Origin of the sequence: Massilia sp. Root133 (assembly GCF_001426525.1) — a bacterium.
GTDB classification, from domain to species: Bacteria; Pseudomonadota; Gammaproteobacteria; order Burkholderiales; family Burkholderiaceae_D; genus Telluria; species Telluria orientalis.
In genome coordinates this window covers 142,132-164,603 of sequence record NZ_LMEW01000004.1, presented here as the reverse complement: position 1 = coordinate 164,603, position 22,472 = coordinate 142,132, and the positions used below count along the sequence as shown (strand labels likewise).

Annotated in this window: 16 protein-coding genes; 4 read left to right on the top strand and 12 right to left on the bottom strand. The window is 66.4% G+C overall.

The features are described 5' to 3' along the window. The first annotated feature begins 381 nt into the window (after positions 1-381). Positions 382-1,914 (top strand): sensor domain-containing diguanylate cyclase, encoded by a 1,533-nt coding sequence (locus ASD28_RS05435; protein WP_056125135.1) that lies wholly within the window; start codon positions 382-384, stop codon positions 1,912-1,914. Between the two features lie 16 nt (positions 1,915-1,930). Continuing rightward, positions 1,931-2,497, top strand: a complete 567-nt coding sequence (locus tag ASD28_RS05430; protein WP_229412156.1) for a nitroreductase family protein — start codon at positions 1,931-1,933, stop codon at positions 2,495-2,497. Positions 2,498-2,500: 3 nt separating this feature from the next. On the opposite strand, the gene ASD28_RS05425 is transcribed toward ASD28_RS05430, so the two are convergent. From ASD28_RS05425 to ASD28_RS05395, 7 genes are all read right to left on the bottom strand, one after another. Further along, positions 2,501-3,247 (bottom strand): peptidylprolyl isomerase, encoded by a 747-nt coding sequence (locus ASD28_RS05425; RefSeq protein ID WP_056125127.1) that lies wholly within the window; start codon positions 3,245-3,247, stop codon positions 2,501-2,503. Between the two features lie 9 nt (positions 3,248-3,256). Continuing rightward, entirely contained in the window at positions 3,257-3,940 is a 684-nt protein-coding gene (gene narI, locus ASD28_RS05420; RefSeq protein WP_056125124.1) for a respiratory nitrate reductase subunit gamma, read from the bottom strand. Further along, on the bottom strand, positions 3,937-4,596 hold the full coding sequence (gene narJ / locus ASD28_RS05415; protein WP_056125120.1) for a nitrate reductase molybdenum cofactor assembly chaperone: 660 nt from the start codon (positions 4,594-4,596) through the stop codon (positions 3,937-3,939). The genes narI and narJ overlap by 4 nt, the downstream gene beginning before the upstream one ends. A 1-nt stretch (position 4,597) precedes the next feature. Continuing rightward, on the bottom strand, positions 4,598-6,154 hold the full coding sequence (gene narH, locus ASD28_RS05410; RefSeq protein WP_056125117.1) for a nitrate reductase subunit beta: 1,557 nt from the start codon (positions 6,152-6,154) through the stop codon (positions 4,598-4,600). A gap of 20 nt (positions 6,155-6,174) precedes the next feature. Beyond that, positions 6,175-9,984, bottom strand: a complete 3,810-nt coding sequence (locus tag ASD28_RS05405; RefSeq protein ID WP_082579106.1) for a nitrate reductase subunit alpha — start codon at positions 9,982-9,984, stop codon at positions 6,175-6,177. A 274-nt stretch (positions 9,985-10,258) separates the two neighbouring features. Continuing rightward, positions 10,259-11,623, bottom strand: coding sequence for a NarK family nitrate/nitrite MFS transporter (locus ASD28_RS05400; RefSeq protein WP_056125115.1), 1,365 nt, complete (start codon positions 11,621-11,623; stop codon positions 10,259-10,261). Positions 11,624-11,652: 29 nt separating this feature from the next. After that, positions 11,653-12,924: a nitrate/nitrite transporter gene (locus tag ASD28_RS05395; protein ID WP_056125112.1), complete on the bottom strand. Its 1,272-nt coding sequence runs from the start codon at positions 12,922-12,924 to the stop codon at positions 11,653-11,655. Positions 12,925-13,118: 194 nt separating this feature from the next. Here ASD28_RS05395 and ASD28_RS05390 point away from each other — a divergent pair, with 194 nt between their 5' ends. Further along, a complete protein-coding gene (locus ASD28_RS05390) occupies positions 13,119-15,434 on the top strand; it encodes a response regulator (RefSeq protein WP_056125109.1) in 2,316 nt (771 codons plus the stop codon). Here ASD28_RS05390 and ASD28_RS05385 read toward each other — a convergent pair whose 3' ends face one another. From ASD28_RS05385 to moaA, 4 genes are read right to left on the bottom strand one after another with little or no spacing between them, the layout of a single operon-like run. Next, the gene (locus ASD28_RS05385; protein ID WP_056125107.1) at positions 15,435-16,121 is read right to left on the bottom strand and encodes a response regulator; all 687 of its coding nucleotides are present in this window, start codon (positions 16,119-16,121) and stop codon (positions 15,435-15,437) included. A gap of 17 nt (positions 16,122-16,138) precedes the next feature. Continuing rightward, positions 16,139-18,091 carry a type IV pili methyl-accepting chemotaxis transducer N-terminal domain-containing protein gene (locus ASD28_RS05380; RefSeq protein ID WP_056125105.1) on the bottom strand — a complete coding sequence of 651 codons (1,953 nt, stop codon included), beginning with the start codon at positions 18,089-18,091 and terminating at the stop codon, positions 16,139-16,141. Further along, on the bottom strand, positions 18,088-18,735 hold the full coding sequence (locus ASD28_RS05375; protein WP_056125103.1) for a carbonic anhydrase: 648 nt from the start codon (positions 18,733-18,735) through the stop codon (positions 18,088-18,090). The genes ASD28_RS05380 and ASD28_RS05375 overlap by 4 nt, the downstream gene beginning before the upstream one ends. A gap of 1 nt (position 18,736) precedes the next feature. Next, positions 18,737-19,711 (bottom strand): GTP 3',8-cyclase MoaA, encoded by a 975-nt coding sequence (gene moaA / locus ASD28_RS05370; RefSeq protein WP_056125101.1) that lies wholly within the window; start codon positions 19,709-19,711, stop codon positions 18,737-18,739. Between the two features lie 170 nt (positions 19,712-19,881). On the opposite strand from moaA, the gene ASD28_RS33150 reads away from it, so the two are divergent. Next, positions 19,882-21,441, top strand: a complete 1,560-nt coding sequence (locus tag ASD28_RS33150; protein WP_056125098.1) for a methyl-accepting chemotaxis protein — start codon at positions 19,882-19,884, stop codon at positions 21,439-21,441. Here the strand turns inward: ASD28_RS33150 and ASD28_RS05360 are convergent. Next, entirely contained in the window at positions 21,438-22,271 is an 834-nt protein-coding gene (locus ASD28_RS05360) for a PhzF family phenazine biosynthesis protein (protein WP_056125095.1), read from the bottom strand. The genes ASD28_RS33150 and ASD28_RS05360 overlap by 4 nt on opposite strands. Positions 22,272-22,472: the final 201 nt, after the last annotated feature.

Sequence of the window (22,472 nt, the reverse complement as noted above, 5' to 3'; positions counted from 1 at the left end):
GATTGGCAACGTTTCCAATTCCGGCGAAATAAAAAGACGGTACGCTCCGTCCGTCTCAATCATGAAAGAAAACGATTGTCCAAAACAGGACAAGTAATCGCAGATACCTTGGAGTTACATGTCAGGTTAAACGTTTTCCGTCAAACGGCAAAATAACCTAACCGTGCGATAAAGACAAGGGATATGAATTCGGAATCGCGCCGGCGAGCGATCAATACAACACGAGCGGCACAATGTAACGGCGGGTCACATTCGTTGTTGCACGGATACATAAGCTGCCGGTATTGCATCGGATGCCGACCCGACGGGCAGGCGATCGCATACACTCGGCTGTTTGTCGAATCGTCGGGGTGGGTGTTGTTTCGTAAGGGAGCCAGTGCGTTGTTGCAGTCGCAAGCCGGACAGGCGGGGCAGGATCGTGTCGACGCGCTGGACGGCGGCCGCCGGCCGCTGAAGGTCGTCACGATCGCGCTGATCGCGATGGCGTGCCTGACCTCCGTCGCCGTCATGGCGTGGAGCGGCTATCACTCGCGCGCGCTGGAATTGTCCGGCGCGTCCATCTCCGCGTCCAACACGGCGCACACGCTCGCCAACCAGGCGAATTCCTCGTTCAAGATGGCGGACACGGTGCTCGTGTCGCTCGTCGACAAGGTCGAAGTGGAAGGATGGTCGGCCGCGAACATGGCGCGCCTGCGCGCGCTGATGATGAAGCACATGGCGGACATGCCGGCGCTGCAGGGGCTGTTCATCTACGACGAGGACGGCCGCTGGATCGTGAATTCCGCCGGCACGCGCTTCGACGGCCGCAACAACAGCGACCGCGCCTATTTCCAGTACCACAAGCAGCACCCGGCGCAGGGCGTGCACGTCGGTGGCCCGATCATCGGCCGCACGAGCGGCGCCTGGATCATTCCCGTGTCGCGCCGTATCGACCATCCCGACGGCAGCTTCGCGGGCGTGGCGCTGGCGACGATCAAGATCGACTTCTTCCGCACGTTCTACGAAGGCCTCGACATCGGCAGCGACGGCCGCATCCTGATGACGCTGGACGACGGCACCCTGTTGCTGCGCGTGCCGTTCGACACGGCCAGTATCGGGCGCGACACCCGGAAGGATCCCGTCTTCCGCCTGCGCGGACGCGACGCCGAGATCGACGGCGCGACGTTCATCCGCACCGAGTCGCGCGTCGGCGACTATCCGGCCCGGATCACGGTGCTGCGTTCGAAGGACGTGGCGCTGCGGCCCTGGCTGCACAGCGCGATCCTGTCGTACCTGGCGCTGTTCGTGCTGATCGCCGGCCTGCTGCTGCTCGGGCGGCGCGCCGTGCGCCAGATCGGGCTGCGCGACCGGCTGCAGCGCGACCTGCTGACCACGAAGGCGCTGCTCGAGACGGCGAATGCGTCGCTGTCGGCGATGGCCTATGTCGACGGCCTGACGGAGCTGTTCAACCGGCGCTACTACGAGCAGACCTGGGAGCGCGAGCACGGGCGCGCGTTCCGCAACCGGGCGTCGCTCGCGGTGCTGATGATCGACGTCGACCACTTCAAGCGCTACAACGACCGCTACGGCCACCTGGCGGGCGATGAATGCCTCAAGACCGTCGCACAGGCGATCCTGCGCGGCCAGCGGCGCAGTGGCGACCTGGCCGCGCGCTATGGCGGGGAAGAGTTCGTCGTGCTGCTGCCGGACACCGACCTGGCCGGCGCGCGCGAAGTCGCCGAAAAGATCCATGCCAGCGTGGCCGCGCACGCGCTGCGCCACGAGGCATCGCCGCTGGGCGTCGTCACCGTCAGCATCGGCGCATACGCCGCCGTGCCGGAGCAGGCGGACGACCCCGACCGCGCATTTGGCGCGCACGCGGACGCGGCCCTGTACCGGGCCAAGGAAGCAGGGCGCAACCGTACCGCGACCTGACCCTATAATGGGCGCCATGAACTCGGATTTGTGGAACACGCTGGCGGCGCGCCGCCATGTGGCCCTGCGCCGCCTGCAGGCGCCGGGCCCGGACGATGCCGCGCTGGCGCGGATGATGGACGCCGCCGCGCAGGCGCCCGATCACGGCTGCCTGCTGCCCTGGCGCTTCGTGCTGATCCCGCCGGAGCGGCGCGACGATCTCGGCGCCGTGTTCGAGGAAGCGCTTGCGCAGCGCGATCCCACGGCCGACGATGCAGCGCGGGCGTCCGCGCGCGCGAAAGCCTTGCACGCGCCGTGCCTGCTCGTGGCGGTCCTCGTCGACGCACCCGGCACCGCCATCCCGGTCGAGGAAAAACTGGTGTCGCTGGGCTGCGCGCTGCAGAACGTGCTGCTCGCGGCGCAGGCGCTGGGCTTTGCCAGCGGTCTCGCGAGCGGCGGGGCGCTCGACACGCCGGCCATGCGCCGCCTGCTGGCCCTCGACGCGCACGAGCGTGCGGTCTGCTTCATCGGCATCGGTACTGGAGAACCGAAAAAAACGCCCCGGGTGCGTCCGCAGCCGGGGCAGTTCTTCACGAGCCTGTAATTTCTACTGCACGAGCGGCGTCGCGCTCCCTTCCAGCGTGATGCCCTCGATGCGTGCGCGGCCCACGAGGATCTGCAGGTACTGGTGGATGCCCCGCTGCAGCGCGGCCGTCGCGAGCCATGCGGCGACCTGCGATTTCACCGTTTCGAACGGCAGCAGCGAGCCGTCGATGCGGCGCAGCACCTGGACGATGTGCAGGCCGAAGCGCGTCTCGATGGGGCGCGCGGCCAGCTCGTTTTCGCCGAGGCGGAACAGCACGTCGTCGAATTCCGGCACGCAGTCGCCGCGGCTCAGTTGGCCGAGGCTGCCGCCCACGGCGCCGGACGGGCAGTTCGAATACTGCGCCGCCAGTTCGCCGAAGCGTTCCGGCGCGGCCCGCAGCGCCGCCAGGATGTCCTCCGCCGTTTCGCGGACGAGGTCCAGGGGCACGGTCGGCGTCACCTGGAACAGGATGTGGCGCGCTTCGACCATTGCGCCGCGGGTGAACCTGTCCGGGTGGTTCCGGTAGTAGGTGAGGCACGCCGCCTCGTCGGCCTGCGGCACGCTGACCTCCTGCGTCAGCAGCGCCTCGACGCGTGCGTCGTCGTCGGCGCCGGCAATCCCGAGGCGGTCCGCTTCCTGCAGCAACACGGTGCGCAGCACGACTTCGTGCACCGATGCCTTCAGCGGGTTGGGGGTGCCCTTGTGGTGCGGCAGTTCCTGTTCGATCTGGCGGTCGTCGATCTCGACGCCGTTGACGGAGATACCCATGATTGCTCCTTAGCGCGGACGGACCAGCTGGAAGGCACGGCCCAGGTAAGTCACCGCGCCGAAACCGCTCCAGATGTGGACGAGGCGGGTGAACGGGAAGATGACGAACAGCGACATCCCCATGAACAGGTGCAGCTTGAACACGAGCGGCGCATCGAGGATGAAGCCGGCGGCGTCGCCGCGGAACGTCACGATGTGCTGGGCCCAGGTCATCAGCAGGACCATCATGTGGCCGTCCAGGTGACCCGCCGACACGAAGATCGACGACAGGCCGAGGAGCAGGGTACCGAGGATCCACAGCAGCACGATCTTGTCCTTGAACGTGGTGGCGGCGCGCAGGCGCTCGTTGCCGAGGCGGCGGGCGAGCAGCAGCAGGATGCCGAACAGGCACAGGGTGCCCATCACGCCGCCCGCGGCCATCGCGAACAGCTGCTTGGCGCCGTGCGTGACACCAAGCGTATCCCACACCCACACGGGCGTCAGCAGGCCGACGGCGTGGCCGCCCAGCAGGCCGATGATCCCGACGTGGAACAGGATGCTGCCCAGCCGCAGCTGGCCCCTGTGCAGCACTTGCGTGGATTCGGAGCGCCACGTGTATTGCTCGCGGTCGAAGCGGATCAGGCTCCCGAGCAGGAAGATCGCCAGCGCGATGTACGGGTAGATGCCGAACAGGAATTGATTTATATAGTTCATGCTGCCTCCTCCTGATGCACGGCAGGACGCGTGCCGCGCGGGTAAAAATTGATCGGTTGCGGGCCCGACGCCTGCGGCTTGAGCAGGGGCTCGACGCCGTCCGCGCCGGGGCCGAAGGTTTCCAGCGCTTCGTCCATGTCCTTGATCGGCGGCTCGGACAGTTCTTCCGCCGCGACCGGGGACAAGCCTTCCAGCACGTCGAACACGCCGGCATACGGGCTGCCGTTCGCGGCCAGCTTGCGGCCGATGAAGGCCAGCACGTGGACCGCGTCGCCCAGCAGGCGGCCGGCTTCCTGTTCATCCAGCTGCGACAGGAATTCGAGGAAAAGCGGCACGAAGTCCGGCAGCTCGTCGCCCTGCATTTCCAGGCCGTGCTTCTTGTACTCTTCCATCAGGTCGACCATGGCCTGGCCGCGGTCGCGCGATTCGCCGTGGATGTGCTCGAACAAATGCAGCGAGTGCGACGGCGTGCGGTCGAACGTCTGCACGTATTCCTGCTGCAGCGTGATCATGTCGTTCTCGGCCAGGTGCGCCAGCAGCGGCGCCACCCGGGCGCGCATCGGAAGCGGCAGGCCGTCTTCCAGCTCGGGCAGGGCGGCGACGAGGTCGCCCTCCGGGTAGAGCAGCAACGCGGACAGGATGCGGTAGTGGGTCATGTCAGGCTCCTTCCGTTTCTTTCTTCTTGCGCGATTTCGGCATCGAGATGAAGATCGTCGATCCCTGTTTCTTCTTGCCGAACAGCGAGGCGTCGCTGGTGCCGTCCGAGCAGCCGTTACCGAACGAGAAGCCGCACGAACCCTTTTCGTTGAAGCTGTCCTCGGCCATCTCCTTGTGGCTGCTCGGGATCACGAAGCGGTCTTCGTAGTTCGCGATGGCCATGATGTGGTACATGTCTTCCACGACCGCCTGCGACAGGCCCACCTGGCGCAGCACGTCGAGGTTCTCGACCTTGTCCACCGACTTCGAACGCATGTAGGCACGCATCGCCAGCATGCGGTCCAGCGCATGCACGACCGGCGCTTCCTTGCCCGCGGTGAGCAGGTTGGCGAGGTAGCGCACGGGGATGCGCAGGCTCTTCGTGTCTGGCAGGATGCCGTTCATGCCCATCTTGCCGCTTTCGGCCGCGGCCTGGATCGGCGACAGCGGCGGGATGTACCAGACCATCGGCAACGTGCGGTATTCCGGGTGCAGCGGGAACGCGATCTTCCATTCGACGGCCATCTTGTAGACGGGCGAGCGCTTGGCGGATTCGAGCCACGAGTCCGGGATGCCCTGGCGGCGGGCTTCCGCGATCACCTCGGGATCGTGCGGATCGAGGAACAGGCCGAGCTGCGCTTCGTACAGGTCCTGCTCGTCGGCGACCGAGGCCGCGGCTTCGATCTTGTCGGCGTCGTACAGCAGCACGCCCAGGTAGCGGATGCGGCCCACGCAGGTTTCCGAGCACACGGTCGGCTGGCCCGCTTCGATGCGCGGGTAGCAGAACGTGCACTTCTCGGCCTTGCCGGACGACCAGTTGTAGTAGATCTTCTTGTACGGGCAGCCCGAGATGCACATGCGCCAGCCGCGGCACTTGTCCTGGTCGATCAGCACGATGCCGTCGTCCTCGCGCTTGTACACGGAGCCGGACGGGCACGATGCCACGCAGGTCGGGTTCAGGCAGTGCTCGCACAGGCGCGGCAGGTACATCATGAAGGTGTTCTCGAACGTCGAGTACATCTCCTTCTGCACGTTGTCGAACAGTTTATCCTTGCTGCGCTTGGCGAATTCGCCGCCCAGGTCGTCCTCCCAGTTCGGACCCCATTCGATCTTGTCCATCTTCTTGCCGGTCAGGACGGAGATCGGACGGGCGGTCGGCGGCGTCTCGGACAGCGGCGCGTTCTGCAGCCGCTCGTAGTCGTACGTGAACGGCTCGTAGTACTCGTCGATCTGCGGCAGGTTCGGGTTGGCGAAGATGTTCGCCAGGATTTTCAAACGGCTGCCCTGGCGCGGTTCGATCTTGCCGGACGCGGTGCGTTTCCAGCCGCCGTTCCACTTGTCCTGGTTCTCCCATTCCTTCGGGTAGCCGATGCCGGGCTTCGTCTCGACGTTATTGAACCATGCGTATTCCACGCCGTCGCGGCTCGTCCAGACGTTCTTGCAGGTCACCGAGCAGGTGTGGCAGCCGATGCATTTGTCCAGGTTCAGCACCATGCCGATTTGTGCTCTGATTTTCATGTCTTTACCTCGTTATCTTTTCAAGCACCCTTCGGGCTGGCGACGCGTGCCAGCGCGGGTTCGCGGTCTTCCGTCTCGTGCTTCGGCGTGCCTGCCGGCCGTGCCGGGGCGGGGCGCGCCGGTTGCTGCTCGCCGTTCGGACGCGATTCGTCGCGGGCGCCTTCCATCCAGTTCACGTCGCGCATCTTGCGGACCACCACGAATTCGTCGCGGTTGGAACCGACCGTGCCGTAGTAGTTGAAGCCGTACGACAGCTGGGCGTAGCCGCCGATCATGTGGGTCGGCTTGGTCACCGTGCGCGTCACCGAGTTGTGGATGCCGCCGCGTTTCTTCGACATCTCCGCACCGGGCACGTTCACGATCTTTTCCTGGGCGTGGTACATGAGCGTCATGCCTTCCGGGACGCGCTGGCTCACCACGGCGCGCGCCGTCAGCGTGCCGTTCACGTTGAACACCTCGATCCAGTCGTTGTCCTCGATGCCCGCCGCTTTCGCGTCGATCTCGGACAGCCACACGTGCGGGCCGCCGCGCGACAAGGTCAGCATGCGCAGGTTGTCGGAGTAGGTCGAGTGGATGCCCCATTTCTGGTGCGGGGTGATCCAGTTCAGCGCCAGTTCCTTGTTCCCGTTCGGACGGCGGTTCATGATCGCTTCCGTCGTCTTGGTGTTGATCGCGGCCTTGTACACGCACAGTCCCTCGCCGAAGTCGCGCATCCAGACGTGGTCCTGGTAGAACTGCTGGCGGCCCGTCAGCGTGCGCCAGGGGATCAGTTCATGGACGTTCGTATAGCCGGCGTTGTAGCTGACTTCCTCGCTTTCCAGGCCCGACCACGTCGGCGACGAGATGATCTTGCGCGGCTGCGCCTGCACGTCGCGGAAGCGGATGCTGTCATGCTCGCGCGGAATGGCCAGGTGCGTGTGGTCGCGGCCCGTGATCTTCGACAGCGCTTCCCAGGCCTTCACCGCCACGTGGCCGTTCGTTTCCGGCGCCAGCGTGAGGATCATCTCGGCGGCGTCGATCGCCGTGTCCAGGCGCGGCTGGCCTTTCGACACGCCTTCCTCCAGCACGGTGCGGTTGATGCCGCGCAGGACGTCCACTTCATGGCCCGTCTTCCAGTCGATGCCCTTGCCGCCGTTGCCCACTTTTTCCAGCAGGGGCCCGATCGACGTGAATTTCTTGTGGATCTGGCGGTAGTCGCGTTCCACGACCGTCATCGACGGCATCGTCTTGCCCGGCACCGGCTCGCACTCGCCGAGGCGCCAGTCCTTCGGATCGAACGGCTGACCGAGTTCGCCCGGGGTGTCGTGCAGCAGCGGCGTGAGGATCAGGTCCTTGCGGGTGCCCAGGTGGGCGCCGCCGATTTCCGACAGCTTGGCCGCGATGCCCTTGTAGATTTCCCAGTCCGACTTCGCTTCCCACAGCGGCTGCACGGCTTCGGACAGCGGGTGGATGAACGGGTGCATGTCGGACGTGTTCAGGTCGTCCTTCTCGTACCAGGTCGCCGTCGGCAGCACGATGTCGCCGTACAGGCACGTCGTCGACATGCGGAAGTCCAGCACCACGAGCAGGTCCAGCTTGCCCTCGGCGGCCGGGCGCACCTTCACGTCGCGCGGCTTGACGCAGGCGTCTTCGTCGCTCATCAGCGCGTTCTGGGTGCCCAGCAGGTATTTCAGGAAGTACTCGTGGCCCTTGCCCGAGCTGCCCAGGATGTTGGAGCGCCACACGAACATATTGCGCGGGAAGTTCGCGGGGTTGTCCGGGTCGTCGCACGAGAAATTCAGCTTGCCGGCCTTGATCTGCTCGACCGCGTACTGCGCCGGGTCCTGGCCCGCGCTTTCCGCGGCGCGGACGACGTCCAGCGGGTTCGTTTCGAGCTGCGGCGCCGACGGCAGCCAGCCCATGCGCTCGGCCTTGGCGTTGAAGTCGATCAGCGCCATCTCTTCCAGCTTGCCGTCCGCCGTCGGGCACAGGATCTCGGACGTGTGCAGCTTCTCGTGGCGCCACTGGCTCGTGTGGGCATAGAAGAACGACGTGCCGTTCATCTGGCGCATCGGGCGGTTCCAGTCCAGTGCGAAGGCGAGCGGCGTCCAGCCGGTCTGCGGGCGCAGCTTTTCCTGGCCGACGTAGTGCGCCCAGCCGCCGCCGCTCTGGCCCACGCAGCCGCACATCATGAGGATGTTGATGATGCCGCGGTACGTCATGTCCATGTGGTACCAGTGGTTCAGCGCCGCGCCGACGATCACCATCGACTTGCCGCGGGTGCGGTCGGCATTGTCGGCGAATTCGCGCGCCACGGTCACGACGTCTGCGGCCTTCACGCCGGTGTGCTTCACCTGCCATGCGGGCGTGTACGGGACGTCGTCGTCGTAGCTCTTCGCGGCGTTCGGGCAGATGCCGCGGTCGACGCCGTAGTTCGCCATCGACAGGTCGTACACGGTGGTGACGAGCGCGGTGGTGCCGTCGGCCAGCGTGATGGATTTCACCGGCACGTTGCGCAGCAGGAGGTCCTCGGCGTCCTTGCCGCCGAAGTAGGGGAAGCCCACCGGGACGATGCGGTCATGGCCGTCCAGCAGCGACAGCTGCGGATCGATCGGATTGCGGGTGGCGCCTTCCTTCTGTTCGAGGTTCCACTTGCCCGACTCGCCCCAGCGGAAGCCGATCGAGCCGCTCGGCGCGACGATCTTGCCGGTCGCCTGGTCGATGACGAGGGTCTTCCATTCCGGGTTGTTGGCTTCGTCCAGGTTGTTCGCCAGGTGCGACGCGCGCAGGAAGTAGTCGGGAACCAGCGTGCCGTCGCGTTCCTTCAGCATGACGAGCATCGGGAAGTCGGTGTACTGCTTGGCGTAGTCGCGGAAGTACGTCGATTTGCCGGTGGCGTGGAATTCCTTCAGGATCACGTGGCCCATGGCCATGGCCAATGCCGCGTCGGTGCCCTGCTTGGGTGCGAGCCAGATGTCGCCGAACTTGGCCATCTCGCCGAAGTCGGACGACACGGCGACGGTCTTCGTGCCCTTGTAGCGCACTTCCGTGTAGAAGTGGGCGTCGGGGGTGCGGGTCATCGGGACGTTCGAACCCCATACCATCAGGTACGTGGAGTTGTACCAGTCGGCCGATTCCGGCACGTCGGTCTGCTCGCCCCACACCTGCGGGCTGGATGGCGGCAGGTCGCAATACCAGTCGTAGAAGCTCATGGCGACACCGCCGATGAGGCTCAGGTAGCGGGTGCCGGCGGCATAGCTGACCATCGACATGGCGGGGATCGGCGAGAAGCCGATGATGCGGTCCGGCCCGTATTTGCCGATCGTGTAGGCGTTGGCGGCGGCGATGATCTCGTTGACCTCGTCCCACTTGGCGCGCACGAAGCCGCCCTGGCCGCGCACGGATTTGTAGCTGGCGGCCTTCTGCGGATCGTTCGTGATGTAATCCCAGGCCGCGACCGGATCGCGGGTCGCGCGCGCTTCGCGCCACAGCTGCATCAGGCGGCCGCGCACCATCGGGTGCTTGACGCGCTGCGCCGAGTAGACGTACCACGAGTAGCTGGCGCCGCGCGGGCAACCGCGGGGTTCATGGTTCGGCAGGTCCGGGCGGGTGCGCGGGTAGTCGGTCTGCTGGGTCTCCCAGGTGATCAGGCCGTTCTTGACATAGACCTTCCAGCTGCACGAGCCCGTGCAGTTGACGCCGTGCGTGGAGCGCACGATCTTGTCGTGCTGCCAACGCTGGCGGTAGGCCTTTTCCCAGGTGCGGTCTTCGTTGACGACGGCCCCGTGGCCATTCGAAAACGTCTCGCTCGGTTTGCCGAAAAACTTCAGGCGGTCCAAAAAGTGACTCATGGTTTCTCCAACGGCGCGCCGGGGCGCGCTCTCGATATTCGGTGTGGTGCAGCTGTGTTCAGTCTACGGACCGGGCCGACTACGCGGTATTCGCAAGAAGTCGGTCCCGGCCCGGATTAGGGAGTAGGCCGTCTACTCCTTTATGACTAGCCGGAACGTCGCAAGCCTGCTGCGCGTTGCGCTGTCGTCCTGCGATGCTCGCTGTACGATTTGTACAGCTGCGCTTCTCGAACGACATCGCTGCCGCTCGCGACGGTTTGCGAGATCCCCGCTTTCAGCAGGTGATCTCGGCACCCTTGCGGGCATAGAACCACCAGGTGACGGCGATGCAGGTGACGTAGAAGCCGATGAAGCACCACAGGGCGGCGTCGGCGCTGCCCGTCAGGGCAATCGAGGTGCCGTAGCTCTTCGGGATGAAGAAGGCGCCGTAGGCGGCGATGGCCGAGGTGAAGCCGAGGACGGCGGCCGCTTCCTTGTTGGCGCTGGCGACGGCCTGCGCTTGTGCGCCTTCCGACTGGCCCTTGGCGGCGCGCTGGTGCAGGGTCAGGAAGATCACGGGGATCATGCGGAAGGTGGATGCGTTACCGACGCCGGTGCAGGCGAACAGCACGAGGAACATGCCGAAGAAGCCGGCGAAGCTGCCGGCGTGCAGGAAGTGCAATACGCCCAGCACGGCCAGGATCATGCACACGAACGTCCACACGGTGACGCGGGCGCCGCCCAGCTTGTCGGCGATGAAGCCGCCGGCCACGCGGGCGAGGGCGCTGACGAGGGGACCGACGAATGCGTACTGCAGCGGGTTCACTTGCGGGAACAGGGTGCTGGTCAGCAGCGGGAACGCGGCGGAATAGCCGATGAACGAGCCGAAGGTACCCACGTACAGCCAGCACATGAGCCAGTTGTGCTTGCGCTTGAAGATCACGGCCTGTTCGGCGAACGACGCCTTGGCCGACGCGAGGTCGTTCATGCCGAACCAGGCGGCCAGCGTGCTGACGATGATGAACGGCACCCACACGAAGCCCGCGTTCTGCAGCCACATCTGCTTGGTGGCCGCGGCCTTGGTCCACGTTTGCGCTTCGCCGCCGAACAGCGCGAAGGTGATCACGAGCGGGACGACGAACTGCACGGCGGAGACGCCCAGGTTGCCGAGGCCCGCGTTCATGCCGAGGGCGTAGCCTTTCTGCGCTTTCGGGTAGAAGAAGCTGATGTTGGCCATCGACGACGCGAAGTTGCCGCCGCCGAAGCCGCACAGCAGCGACAGCACGAGCATGGTCGGGTAGCTGGTATTCGGATCCTGCACGGCGAAGCCGATGCCGAGGGCGGGGATCAGCAGCGACGCGGTGGAGATGGCGGTCCATTTGCGGCCGCCGAAGATCGGCACCATGAACGAGTAAAAGATGCGCAGTGTGGCGCCCGAGAGGCCCGGCACGGCGGCCAGCCAGAACAGCTGGTTGGTGCTGTATTTGAAGCCGATGGCCGGCAGGTTGACGACGACGACGCTCCACACCATCCAGATCGCGAACGCCAGCATCAGCGCGGGGATCGAGATCCAGAGGTTGCGGCTGGCCGTGGGCTTGCCGCGGCTGTGCCAGAAGGCGGGAACCTCGGGTTCCCAGGTCGAGATGAGGTAACGACTCACGATGTTCTCCTGTGATTATTGAAGTGGTATCAAGCGGCCTTGCGCAACGGCTTGGTTGAGGAATGCGCCGGTGCGGCGACGGCCGCCCTGGTTTGCGGTTTGAACGAGAAATGCATCCAGACGAGGGACACGCACACGGTCCCGTACAGCAGCATGAAAGAGCTGGAACGGATGCCGGTGAGGTCGACGATGGCGCCGAACATGATCGGCAGGATGAAGCCACCGAGGCCGCCGGCCAGGCCGACGACGCCCGAGACGGCGCCGATGTTGTCGCTGAAATCGTCGGCGATGAAGCGGAACACGGATGCCTTGCCGATGGCCATCGCGACGCCGACGACGAACAGCAGCAGGGTGAAGGTCACGGGACCGAGGCCGATGTGCAGGTCCATGCTGCTGGAGACCGTCTTGACGCTCATCGTGGTCTGCGGATACGACAGGATGAAGAAGCACACCCAGCACACCCACATCACATACCAGGTGACCTTGTAGGCGCCGAACTTGTCGGAGATCCAGCCGCCCAGTGCGCGCAGCACGCCGCCCGGCAGCGAGAAGCATGCGGCCAGCAAGGCGGCTTCCTTGAGGCCGAAGCCGTATTCGCCTACGTAGTATTTCGTCATCCACAGCGCCAGCGCCACGTAGCCGCCGAACACGACGGAGTAGTACTGGCAGTAGCGCCACACGCGCGGATCCTTCAGCACGCGCATCTGCGCCGCGAAGCTCTCGCCGGAAGCGGATCTGTGCGACGGATCGGAATAGGTGCCGAACCAGAACAGCAGGGCGGTGGCGACCATCACGGCGGCGTACACCTTGGGCAACGCCTGCCAGCCGAGGGCGGCGATGATGGCGGGGGCCACGAACTTGGTCAGCGCGGAACCGGAGTTACCGGCGCCGAACACGCCCATCGCGAGGCCGCGGCGCTCCTTGCCGAACCAGCGCGCTACGTACGGCGTGCCGACCGAGAACGAGCCGCCGGCCAGGCCCACGAAGAGGCCCAGCACGAGGAAGTGCCAGTAGGCGGTGGCATGGCTGATCATCCAGATCGGCAGCGCGCAGGCCAGCATCAGCGTGAAGAACACGATGCGGCCGCCGTAGCGGTCGGTCCAGATGCCGAGCGGGACGCGCACGAGGGCGCCGCTCAGCACGGGCGTGGCGACGAGGAGGCCGAATTCCGTTTCGTTCAGGCCGAGTGACGTCTTGATGGGGATGCCCAGCACCGCGAACATCATCCAGATCGCGAAGCAGATCGTGAATGCGAAGGTACTGCTGACCAGGACCGCGAGGGGCCGTCTGTCGGTGCTCATTTTTGTTCTCCTGATAAAAGCACGTGGTGATGCCGGAAGCGTACGTGGCGGGGGCCAGCCCAACCATTGGCCGGAGGGGTGGGCGCGGCAGCGCAATGGAGCTAGGCGCCCTAGTCATAAAGGCGTAGGTCCGTGTACGATGGCGCTTATTGCCCCTATCGCCCCTATTGCGCCCCAGTCGCACGGAACCGCTTATGCCGCACGCACTCAGCCCCGAACAGCTCAGCAACATCATCGACATCGCCGAAAACGCCGTGATCTGCACGGACGAGCGGCAGAAAATCATCCTGTTCAACAAGGGTGCGGAACGGGTGTTCGGCTGGACGGCCGCGGAAGTGACGGGCCAGGACCTGGCGATGCTGATGCCGCCGCGCTTCCGTCCCGGCCACGCGGAGCGGGTGGCCGGCTTCCAGCACGGGGAGCGCACGGCCCGGCGCATGGGCGAGCGGGGCACCATCTACGCGGTGCGCAAGGACGGCAGCGAATTCCCGGCCGAGGCGACGATCTCGAAATCGGCGGCGGGCGGGCGCGTGATCCTCACGGCGATCCTGCAGGACATCTCGGAACGCAAGGCCTACGAGCGCGAGCTGGAACTGGCGCGCGACCGCGCCGAAGCGGCCATGCAGGCCAAGAGCATGTTCCTGGCCAATATGAGCCACGAGATCCGCACGCCGCTGAACGCCGTCATCGGCATGACGAGCCTCCTGCTGCACACGGACATCGACGACGAACAGCGCGACTACACGGAGACGATCCGCTCCAGCAGCGAGGCGCTGCTGGCCATCATCAACGACCTGCTCGATTATTCGAAGCTGGAAGTGGGGCGCCTCGACCTGGAGCGCCACGCGTTCGAAGTGCGCCGCTGCGTCGAGGAAGCGCTCGACCTGCTCGCGCCCAGCGCGAGCGACAAGAACCTGGACCTCGCGTACATGATCGAACCGGGCGTGCCGGCCACGATCCTCGCGGACGCCACGCGGCTGCGCCAGATCCTCGTGAACCTGCTGTCGAACGCGATCAAGTTCACGCACCACGGCGAGGTCGTCGTCACCGTGTCGGGCGAGCCGCGCGAGGAGGGCGGCTACCGTCTCGTGTTCGCCGTGCGCGACACGGGCATCGGCATCCCGCCGCACCGCCTGGACGACATCTTCCACTCGTTCACGCAGGTCGACGCGACGACCACGCGTAAATACGGCGGCACGGGCCTGGGCCTGACGATCAGCCGGCGCCTCGCGGAGATGATGGGCGGCGGGTTGACGGTGGACAGCGAGCCGGGACGCGGCTCGACGTTCAGCGCGGCCATCGTCGCCGACGCGTTCGACGACCAGCTGGCCGAACACGTGCTGCGCGACCGCGCGGCCACGGTGCGCGGACGCCGCATCCTGATCGTCGACGACAATGCGACCAACCGCCGCATCCTGATGAAGCAGGCGCTGTTGTGGGGCATGTCGCCGCTGGCCGCGGCGTCGGCCGTGGAGGCGCTGGACCTCGTGCGCGACGGCCACCCGTTCGACGTCGCGGTACTGGACATGCAAATGCCCGACATGGACGGCGCGCGCCTCGCGGGCGAACTGCGCAAGCATCGCGACAGGGCCGCTCTGCCGCTCGTGCTGCTGACGTCCGTCGGCCAGCGCCACACCGGTGCGGACGGGGACGCGGTGCGCGAATTTTCCGCGTGGCTGAGCAAGCCGATCAAGCCGGCCGCGCTGCTGGAGGCGCTGCAGCAGGTGCTGGGCGAGCGCCAGGCCGCGGCGCGGCCGGCGCCGGTGCCGGCCCGCGAAGAGACGGATCTCGCCATCCTCGTCGCCGAGGACAACACGATCAACCAGAAGGTGATCCGGCAACTGCTGCGCCACCTGGGCTACCGCGCGGACGTCGTCGGCAACGGCCTCGAAGCCGTGGCGGCGCTGGAGCGCCAGGATTATCCCGTGATCCTGATGGACATGCAGATGCCGGAAATGGACGGCCTGGAAGCGACGCGCCGCCTGCGCGAGCGCTTCCGCGGCGCCAACGCGCCCTACATCATCGCGATGACGGCCAACGCCATGCCGGGCGACCGCGAACGCTGCCTGGACGCGGGCATGAACGACTACGTGCCGAAGCCGATCGAGATGGACGTGCTGGACAAGGCGCTGGCCGCCGCGCGCGACCACGTGGCGGCGCGCCGCGCGGGACACGCCGTGCTGGACCCGGCCCGCATCGCGCAGCTGCGCGCCATCGACGACGATGCCTCACTGCTGGAGGACGTCGTGAACGCGTTCGTGGGCGAGGTGCCGCAACTGCTGCACAAGCTCGACCACGCAGTGCGGGAGCACGACGGGCAGCTGCTGGCGGTGACCGCGCACTATCTGTTGTCGAGCATCGATTTCGTCGGCGCGAACCGGATGCGGGTGCCGTGCACGAACCTCGAACTGATGGGGAAGGCGGAGAATTTCGAGGATGCGCAGGAGCAGATGGCGCTGCTCACCGCCGCGTATGAGGACGCGAAAAAGGCGCTGCTCGCGCTGCGCTGATCAACCCTGCCGATCCGGCCCGCTGCCGATCCCCTGCTCGACGGCGAACACCGCCGCCTGCACGCGGCTCGACAGGCCGAGCTTCTTGAGGATGTTCTGCACGTGGATCTTGACCGTGCTCTCGGCCAGGTCGAGCACGCGCGCGATCAGCTTGTTGCTTTCGCCGCGCGCCAGGCAGGCGAGGATCTCGCGTTCGCGCGGCGTCAGCTTGTCCAGGTCCGACGGCGGCGCCGCCGGCTTGGGTTCGCGCTGTTTCTGCAGCTGGGCCACGAGCTTGGCGGCCATCGATTCGGCCAGCACGGATTCGCCGGCGGCCGCGCGCTCGATGGCGCGCTGCAGGTAGTCGGCGTCGATGTTCTTGATCAGGTAGCCGCGCGCGCCCGCGTGCAGGGCGGTGGCCAGGTCTTCGCCTTCCTCGGACACGGTCAGCATGATGACGGCGGCCTCGGGCCAGCCCTGCAGGATCAGTTCGAGCGTCTCCACGCCGGTCATGCCGGGCATGTGCAGGTCGAGCAGGATCACGTCGGGTTTCAGTTGCATCGCCCGCTTCACGCCGTCGATGCCGTCCGACGCCTCGCCGACGACGGTGAAGCGCGGATTGCGCTGCAACAGCGAACGTACGCCGCTGCGGAACAACGTGTGATCGTCGACCAGCAGCACGCTGATCGGCTCGAGGGCTTCTTCCATACACAACTCCATTCGATTCAAGCGGCCCGCCGGTGCGCGCTGGGGACGTACAGGCGGACGGTGGTGCCGGCGCCGCTCCCGGATTCGATGGCCAGGTCGGCGTTGATATGCCGGGCCCGTTCGCGCATGATGTGCAATCCCACGTGGCTGTCGCCGGACGCGGGCACGGCGGCGGCATCGAACCCGACGCCATTATCGCTGATCGATAGAGAAAAGTCTTGGCCGTCGCGGACCTGGACGAGCACCTTGTCGGCATGGGCGTGTTTACGGATGTTCGACAACGCTTCCTGCACGATGAACAGGAGCTGCAGCTGTTCCTCGCGCGGGAACGGCAGGCCGCCGCCCCCTTCGGCCTTGAAGCTGGCCTCCACGCCCGTCTGGTCGCGGAACTTGCGCACGGCCTTGCGCAGGGCGCTGTTGAGGTCATCCTCTTCCAGCCGGCTGCGGAAATTCTGCAACAGTTCGCGCACGTCCTCGTAGCTTTCCTTGACGCCTGCGCGCAGCAGCGGCACGATCGCGGCCGCATCCTGCTGCTGCCCGTCGTGCAGCGACTGTTCCAGCATCTGCACCTGCAGGTTCAAGAAGTTCAGGCCCTGGGCGATGCTGTCGTGCAGGCCGCGCGCCACCATGTTGCGCTCTTCCGAGATGGCCATTTCGCGCTCGCGCGCCGCGAGCCGCATGTTCTCGATGGCAGTGCCCAGCAGCCGGCCCAGCGTTTCGAGCAGGGCGGTCTCGCGGTCGTTGAATGACGTCTCGCTACGGAAGTGCAGGCTGAATACGCCGAGGTGCTGGTCCTGGGCGAAAATCTGGAACACCGACACCGTCGCGAACCCTTCGCGCGCGCAGCGCGACACGTCGGGGCCGGGCACCGCGCGCAGCAGCCGCACGACGGGGAGCTTGCCCTGCGCCGCCTCGCCGCACAGGCAGTCGCCGACCGGCATGCAGCGTTCGGCCTTGACCATCTCGTCGGACAGGCCGGCCTGCACGATGAGATGCACCTTGTCCGTATTGGCGTCGATGAGCCGCACCGAGCCGCCGTCCGCGCCGAAGTAACGCATGATGCGCTCGACGAAGCCTTCGCACATCGGCTCCAGCGTCTGGCGCACCTGCAGGAAGGCGGCGCTGTCGTACAGCAGCGCCAGTTCGCGGTTCTGGCCTTCCAGCGCGGCCGTCTTCTCGCGCACCTTGTCTTCCAGGCTCGCGTAGACCTGTTCCACGCGGTCGGCCATCCGGTTGAAACCGGCCGCCAGCTGGCCGAATTCGTCCTGGCTGGCCACGTCGAGGCGGACGCCGAAATCCGTGTCCGCCATGCTGCGCATCCCCGCTTGCAGGCGCTCGACCGGGTCGACAATGAGGCTGAACATCAGGTACACGAGGACAACGGTCCCGCCCATCGCCAGCGCCATCAGCGCCAGCTGCGAGCAGCGCAGCCAGAACGTGCGCACCTCGTTGTCCCGTTCGATCAGGCCCACGATGGCGTCGATCTGGGCGACATAGGCATCGACCCGGCCGAGGAAGTCGCGCAGCGGCGGCAGGCGCTCGTCGCCGCGTGCCTGCAGCACCTGCAGCGCGAGCGGCCGCAGTTCGCGCTGCCAGCGCAGCGTGGCCATGGAAAAGCTGTCGCGGATGGCGGCCGTCGGCGGCAGGCCGAGGGGACGCTGCGGGTCGCCGCGGTCGATCAGCGCGAGGGTCGCATCGATGGACGCGATCTGCGCGCGCGCGTCGCGCGCGTAGCCGCCGCCGGGCGCGCGCACCTCGCGGCCGAGCAGCATCGCGAGCCGGTATTCCTGCTTGCGCACGCCGCCCGTTTCGTTGATGGCGGCCGCCGAGCCTTCCAGCTGCCACGACAGCCACAACGTCGTGCCGATGGCGGTCAGCGCGAGCAGCAGGAAGCCGACCAGGGCCCCGGCGATGCGGGTCGACAGGCGCAGGTGGCCCGGGATCGGCGGATAAGCGGGCGGCGTCGTCATGCCGCGGCGTCCAGCGGCTGGACGAGGTTGAGGAACTCCTGCTTGCGCGGGGAGTAGGCCAGTAGCTCGCCGGTCCCGATGTCGAAATACCAGCCGTGCAGCGCGACCTTGCCCGCTTCCACGCGCCGGCGCAGCCACGGGTAGGTCATCAGGTTGTCGAGCGAATGGAGGATGCTGGCCTGCTCGGCGGCGCGGCAGCGGGCGTCGTCGTGCTTGTGCGGCAGCGCGCGCAGCACTTCCGCGCGCACCGGCTCCGCGATGCGCATCCAGCGCGCGACGAAATCCGTCTCCTCGGTCACGCGCTGGCCCGACATCAGGGCCCGGATGCCGCCGCAGCGCGCATGCCCGAGCACGACGACGCGCGCCACCTCCAGGCCGCATACGGCGAATTCGATGGCGGAACTGACGCCGGCCGACGCGTCCGCGGTGCACGGCGGGACGAGGTTCGCGATATTCCGGACGACGAAAATGTCGCCCGGATCGCAGCCCGTCAGCAGGGCCGGGTCGACGCGCGCATCGCAGCAGCCGATGACGAGCGTGGACGGATGCTGGCCGTCGCGCAGCGAGGCGCGCACGACCGGCTCGCTCATGAAACGCTGCTGGAAGCGGGAAAAGCCGCGGATGAAGCGTTCGATGTCCTGCATGTCAGCCTCCCGTCTGCGACATGAAGCGCACGATTTTCTCGGGCCGCGCCGTGAAGTCGTGCTGGTGGGGTTTCAGTTCGATGGCGTGGCGGATCGCGGCTTCGAGCTCCGCGTCGCTGGCGCCGGCGCGCAGCAGCGGGCGGAATTCGAATTTCTCTTCCTGGCCCAGGCACAGGTACAGCGTGCCGTCCACTGCCAGGCGCACGCGGTTGCAGGTGGCGCAGAAATGCTGCGACATCGGCGTGATGAAGCCGATGCTGCTCCTGCCGTCGCGGGTGGCGAGGTAGCGCGCCGGTCCGCCGCCCAGTTCCAGCGCCTGCGGTACGAGGTCGAATCGTTGCTGGAGCCGTTCGCGCACGGGCTGCAGGTCCATGTAGGCCGCGTTCTGGCCGGTTTCTCCCATCGGCATCACTTCGATCAGGCGCAGCACGAAGCCGTGGCCGATGCAGAATTCCGCCATGCGCTCGATCTCGCCGTCGTTCACGCCGCGCATCGCGACCATGTTGATCTTGATGGGATCGAAACCGGCCTCCTTGCCGGCCATGATGCCGTCCAGGATGCGCGCGTGGCTGTCGCGGCCCGTGATCGATTCCATGCAGGTGCGGTCCAGCGTATCGAGGCTGACGTTGATGCGCGCGACGCCGGCCTTGCGCAGCGCCTCGGCGTGGCGGCGCAGGGTCGTGGCATTGGTCGACAGCGACAGGTCGTCGACGCCGGGGATGGCGGCGATACGGCCGGCCAGGTCGGTCACGTGGCGGCGTAGCAGCGGCTCGCCGCCCGTCAGGCGGATGCGGCGCGTGCCGAGGCGGGCGAACGCGCGCAGCAGGCGCTCGATCTCGTCGAACGTGAGCCAGTCCTCCGGCTCCTCGAACCCCTTGAAACCCGTCGGCATGCAATACGTGCAGCGCAGGTCGCAACGGTCCGTCACGGACAGGCGCAGGTATTCGATCGTTCGGCCGTAGCGGTCGCGCAACATTGCGGTTCTCCAAAGGGGTGATGGTGAAGATTGTAGAGACCGCGCGCCACTCTGGCTGTCGGCATGACGGATGACGGGAGCTAGTTCTTTCGGCGTATGTTGGGCCACGCAGGCTGCCGCTAGACTTGATTTCCTATCGGCAAGAATGTGTCGAAACGAGAGGAATTCATATGAAAATGTCAAATTTCAGGATTGGCACGCGCCTTGCCGCCGGCTTCGGCCTCGTGCTGGTGCTGCTCGCGCTCGTGGTCGCGGTCGGGCTGCAGCGCTTCCACGACGTCGGCCGGGCGACGGCGACGCTGATCGACGACGATTGGGCCAAGGCAGAAGCCGCCGCCACCATCGACACGATGACGCGGGCGAATGCGCGCCGCACGCTGGAACTGTTCATCGCGCCGGACGACGGCTACCGCACCCGGGTGCGCGAGAAAATCGCGTCGAACCGGCACGAGATCGACGGTGCGCTGGCCACGTTGCGCCGCCTCGTCGCCAGCGCAGAAGGCAAGGCCGTGCTGGCCCGGGTGACCGAGCGGCGCGAGGCGTACGTGGCCTCATTCACGCAGGTGAACGCCCTCGTCGACGCGGGCAAGCGCGACGAGGCGCAGCAACTGGTGCTGGCGGAAACCCTGCCGCGCCTGGACGTGTTGCAGCAGGCCGTGCATGACCTCAACGTGCTGCAGAAGGGGCGCGCGGTCGCCGCCGGCAAGACCGTGCAGGACCGGATCGCGTCGGGCCGGGTGCTGATGCTGGCGCTGGGCGGCGCCGCGCTGGCCGTCGGCCTCGTGTTCGCCGTCCGCCTCGCGCGCTCGATCGTGCTGCCGCTGCGCAGCGCCGTCGCGGTGGCGCAGCGCGTGGCCGGCGGGGATCTCACCAGCCGGATCGAGGCGGGTTCGAAGGACGAAGTCGGCGAGCTGCTCGGCGCGCTGGCGGCGATGAACGCGAGCCTTTGCACGATGGTCGGCGAAGTGCGACGCGGGACCGAGACGATCGCCACGGCGTCCTCGCAGATCGCGAGCGGCAACATGGACTTGTCGGCGCGCACGGAGATGCAGGCCAGCGCGCTGCAGCAGAGCGCCTCGTCGATGGAAGAGCTGACCGGCACCGTGCAGCAGAACGCGGACAATGCGCGCGCAGCGAACGCGCTGGCGGCGGCCACGGCGACGATCACCGCCGAAGGCAGCGACGCCGTCGCGCGCGTGGCGGCCACGATGGACGAGATCAGCGACGGCGCGCGCCGCATCGCCGACATCACCGGCATCATCGACGGCATCGCGTTCCAGACCAATATCCTCGCGCTCAACGCCGCAGTGGAAGCGGCGCGCGCGGGCGAACAGGGCAAGGGCTTCGCCGTCGTTGCCACCGAGGTGCGCAACCTGGCGCAGCGGTCGGCCGCTGCGGCCCGCGAGATCCGGCATCTGATCGACGATTCGACCGCGAAGATCGCGGGCGGCACCGAACTCACCGGCCGCGCGGCCGACACCATGCGGCGCGTGCTGGCCAGCGTGCGCCAGGTGACGGGCATCATGGCCGACATCACGGCGGCCAGCGACGAGCAGCGCATCGGCATCGAACAGGTCAACCAGGCCGTGGGCCAGATGGACAGCGTGACGCAGCAGAACGCGGCCCTCGTCGAGCAGGCGGCCGGCGCGGCGCAGGCCTTGCAGGAACAGGCGCATACGCTGAACGACACGATCCGCATGTTCAGGCTCGAATCCGCCGGGCGCGTCTAACGGTAGCCACGTTCGGCGCTTTGATCAACGGGAACGGCAACCTTACCTTCCAGATAAAACACGCAAGCGCCTTCCAACTCGACACGGTCGCCGACGAGCCGGCACGTCAGTTCGCCACCACGACGCGAAGCCTGGAATGCGCGGAGTTCGGTCTTTCCCAGGCGTGCACTCCAATACGGCGCGAGTCCGCAGTGAGCGCCGCCGGTCACCGGATCTTCAGGTATTCCTTTAGCGGGCGCAAAATAGCGGCTCACACAATCCCATCGCTGGTCTCCCCGAGCGGTGACGACGACGCCGGGGCGGTCGAGCCGCGCGATCGCGGCAATGTCTGGTGCCAGGCCACGGACCGCCTCCATATCCTGCAGTACTGCGATGTAATTAAAACCGTCGTCCAGCGTCTCCACTGGCTCGATTCCCAGTGCTTCGGTCAGCCTCTCTGGAAGTGGTATCGATCGCGGCACGCGTACCGGAAAATTCATCACGTACCGGTCGTCCATGCGCCTGACGGTCAAGGGGCCACTCGCCGAATCGAACGTCACCGTCGTGCGCCCTGGCTGCAGCCGCTCCATGACGACGGCAGCGCTTGCAAGCGTTGCATGGCCACACAGCGGCACTTCAACCGTGGGCGTGAACCAGCGCAGGCGGTAATTGTCACCGTCCGGTACCAGAAAGGCAGTTTCCGGAACATTGTTTTCGGCAGCAATTTGACGTAGGAGTCCATCGTCCGCAAACGTCTCCATCAAGATCACAGCGGCCGGGTTTCCCCCAAAAAGCTGGCTGGTGAATGCGTCGACTTTATAGAATGGCAAACTCGTTACTGAACGATTCATGGGCTTGCGTGTTAACAGTGGAGAGATTGCTTACGTCGCAGCAGCGCAACGATGGCGGTTGCGTTGATGTGCACTGCGCGTAGAAAGCGCAGCTTCTCAAGCCTTCCAGGGAATTCGAACGACTCTTCAGGAAAGGTGGCGATCACGGTCGCGCATCGTCTTGAGGTGTGCTCCAGAAATTTCCATTCTGCCGTTACTTTC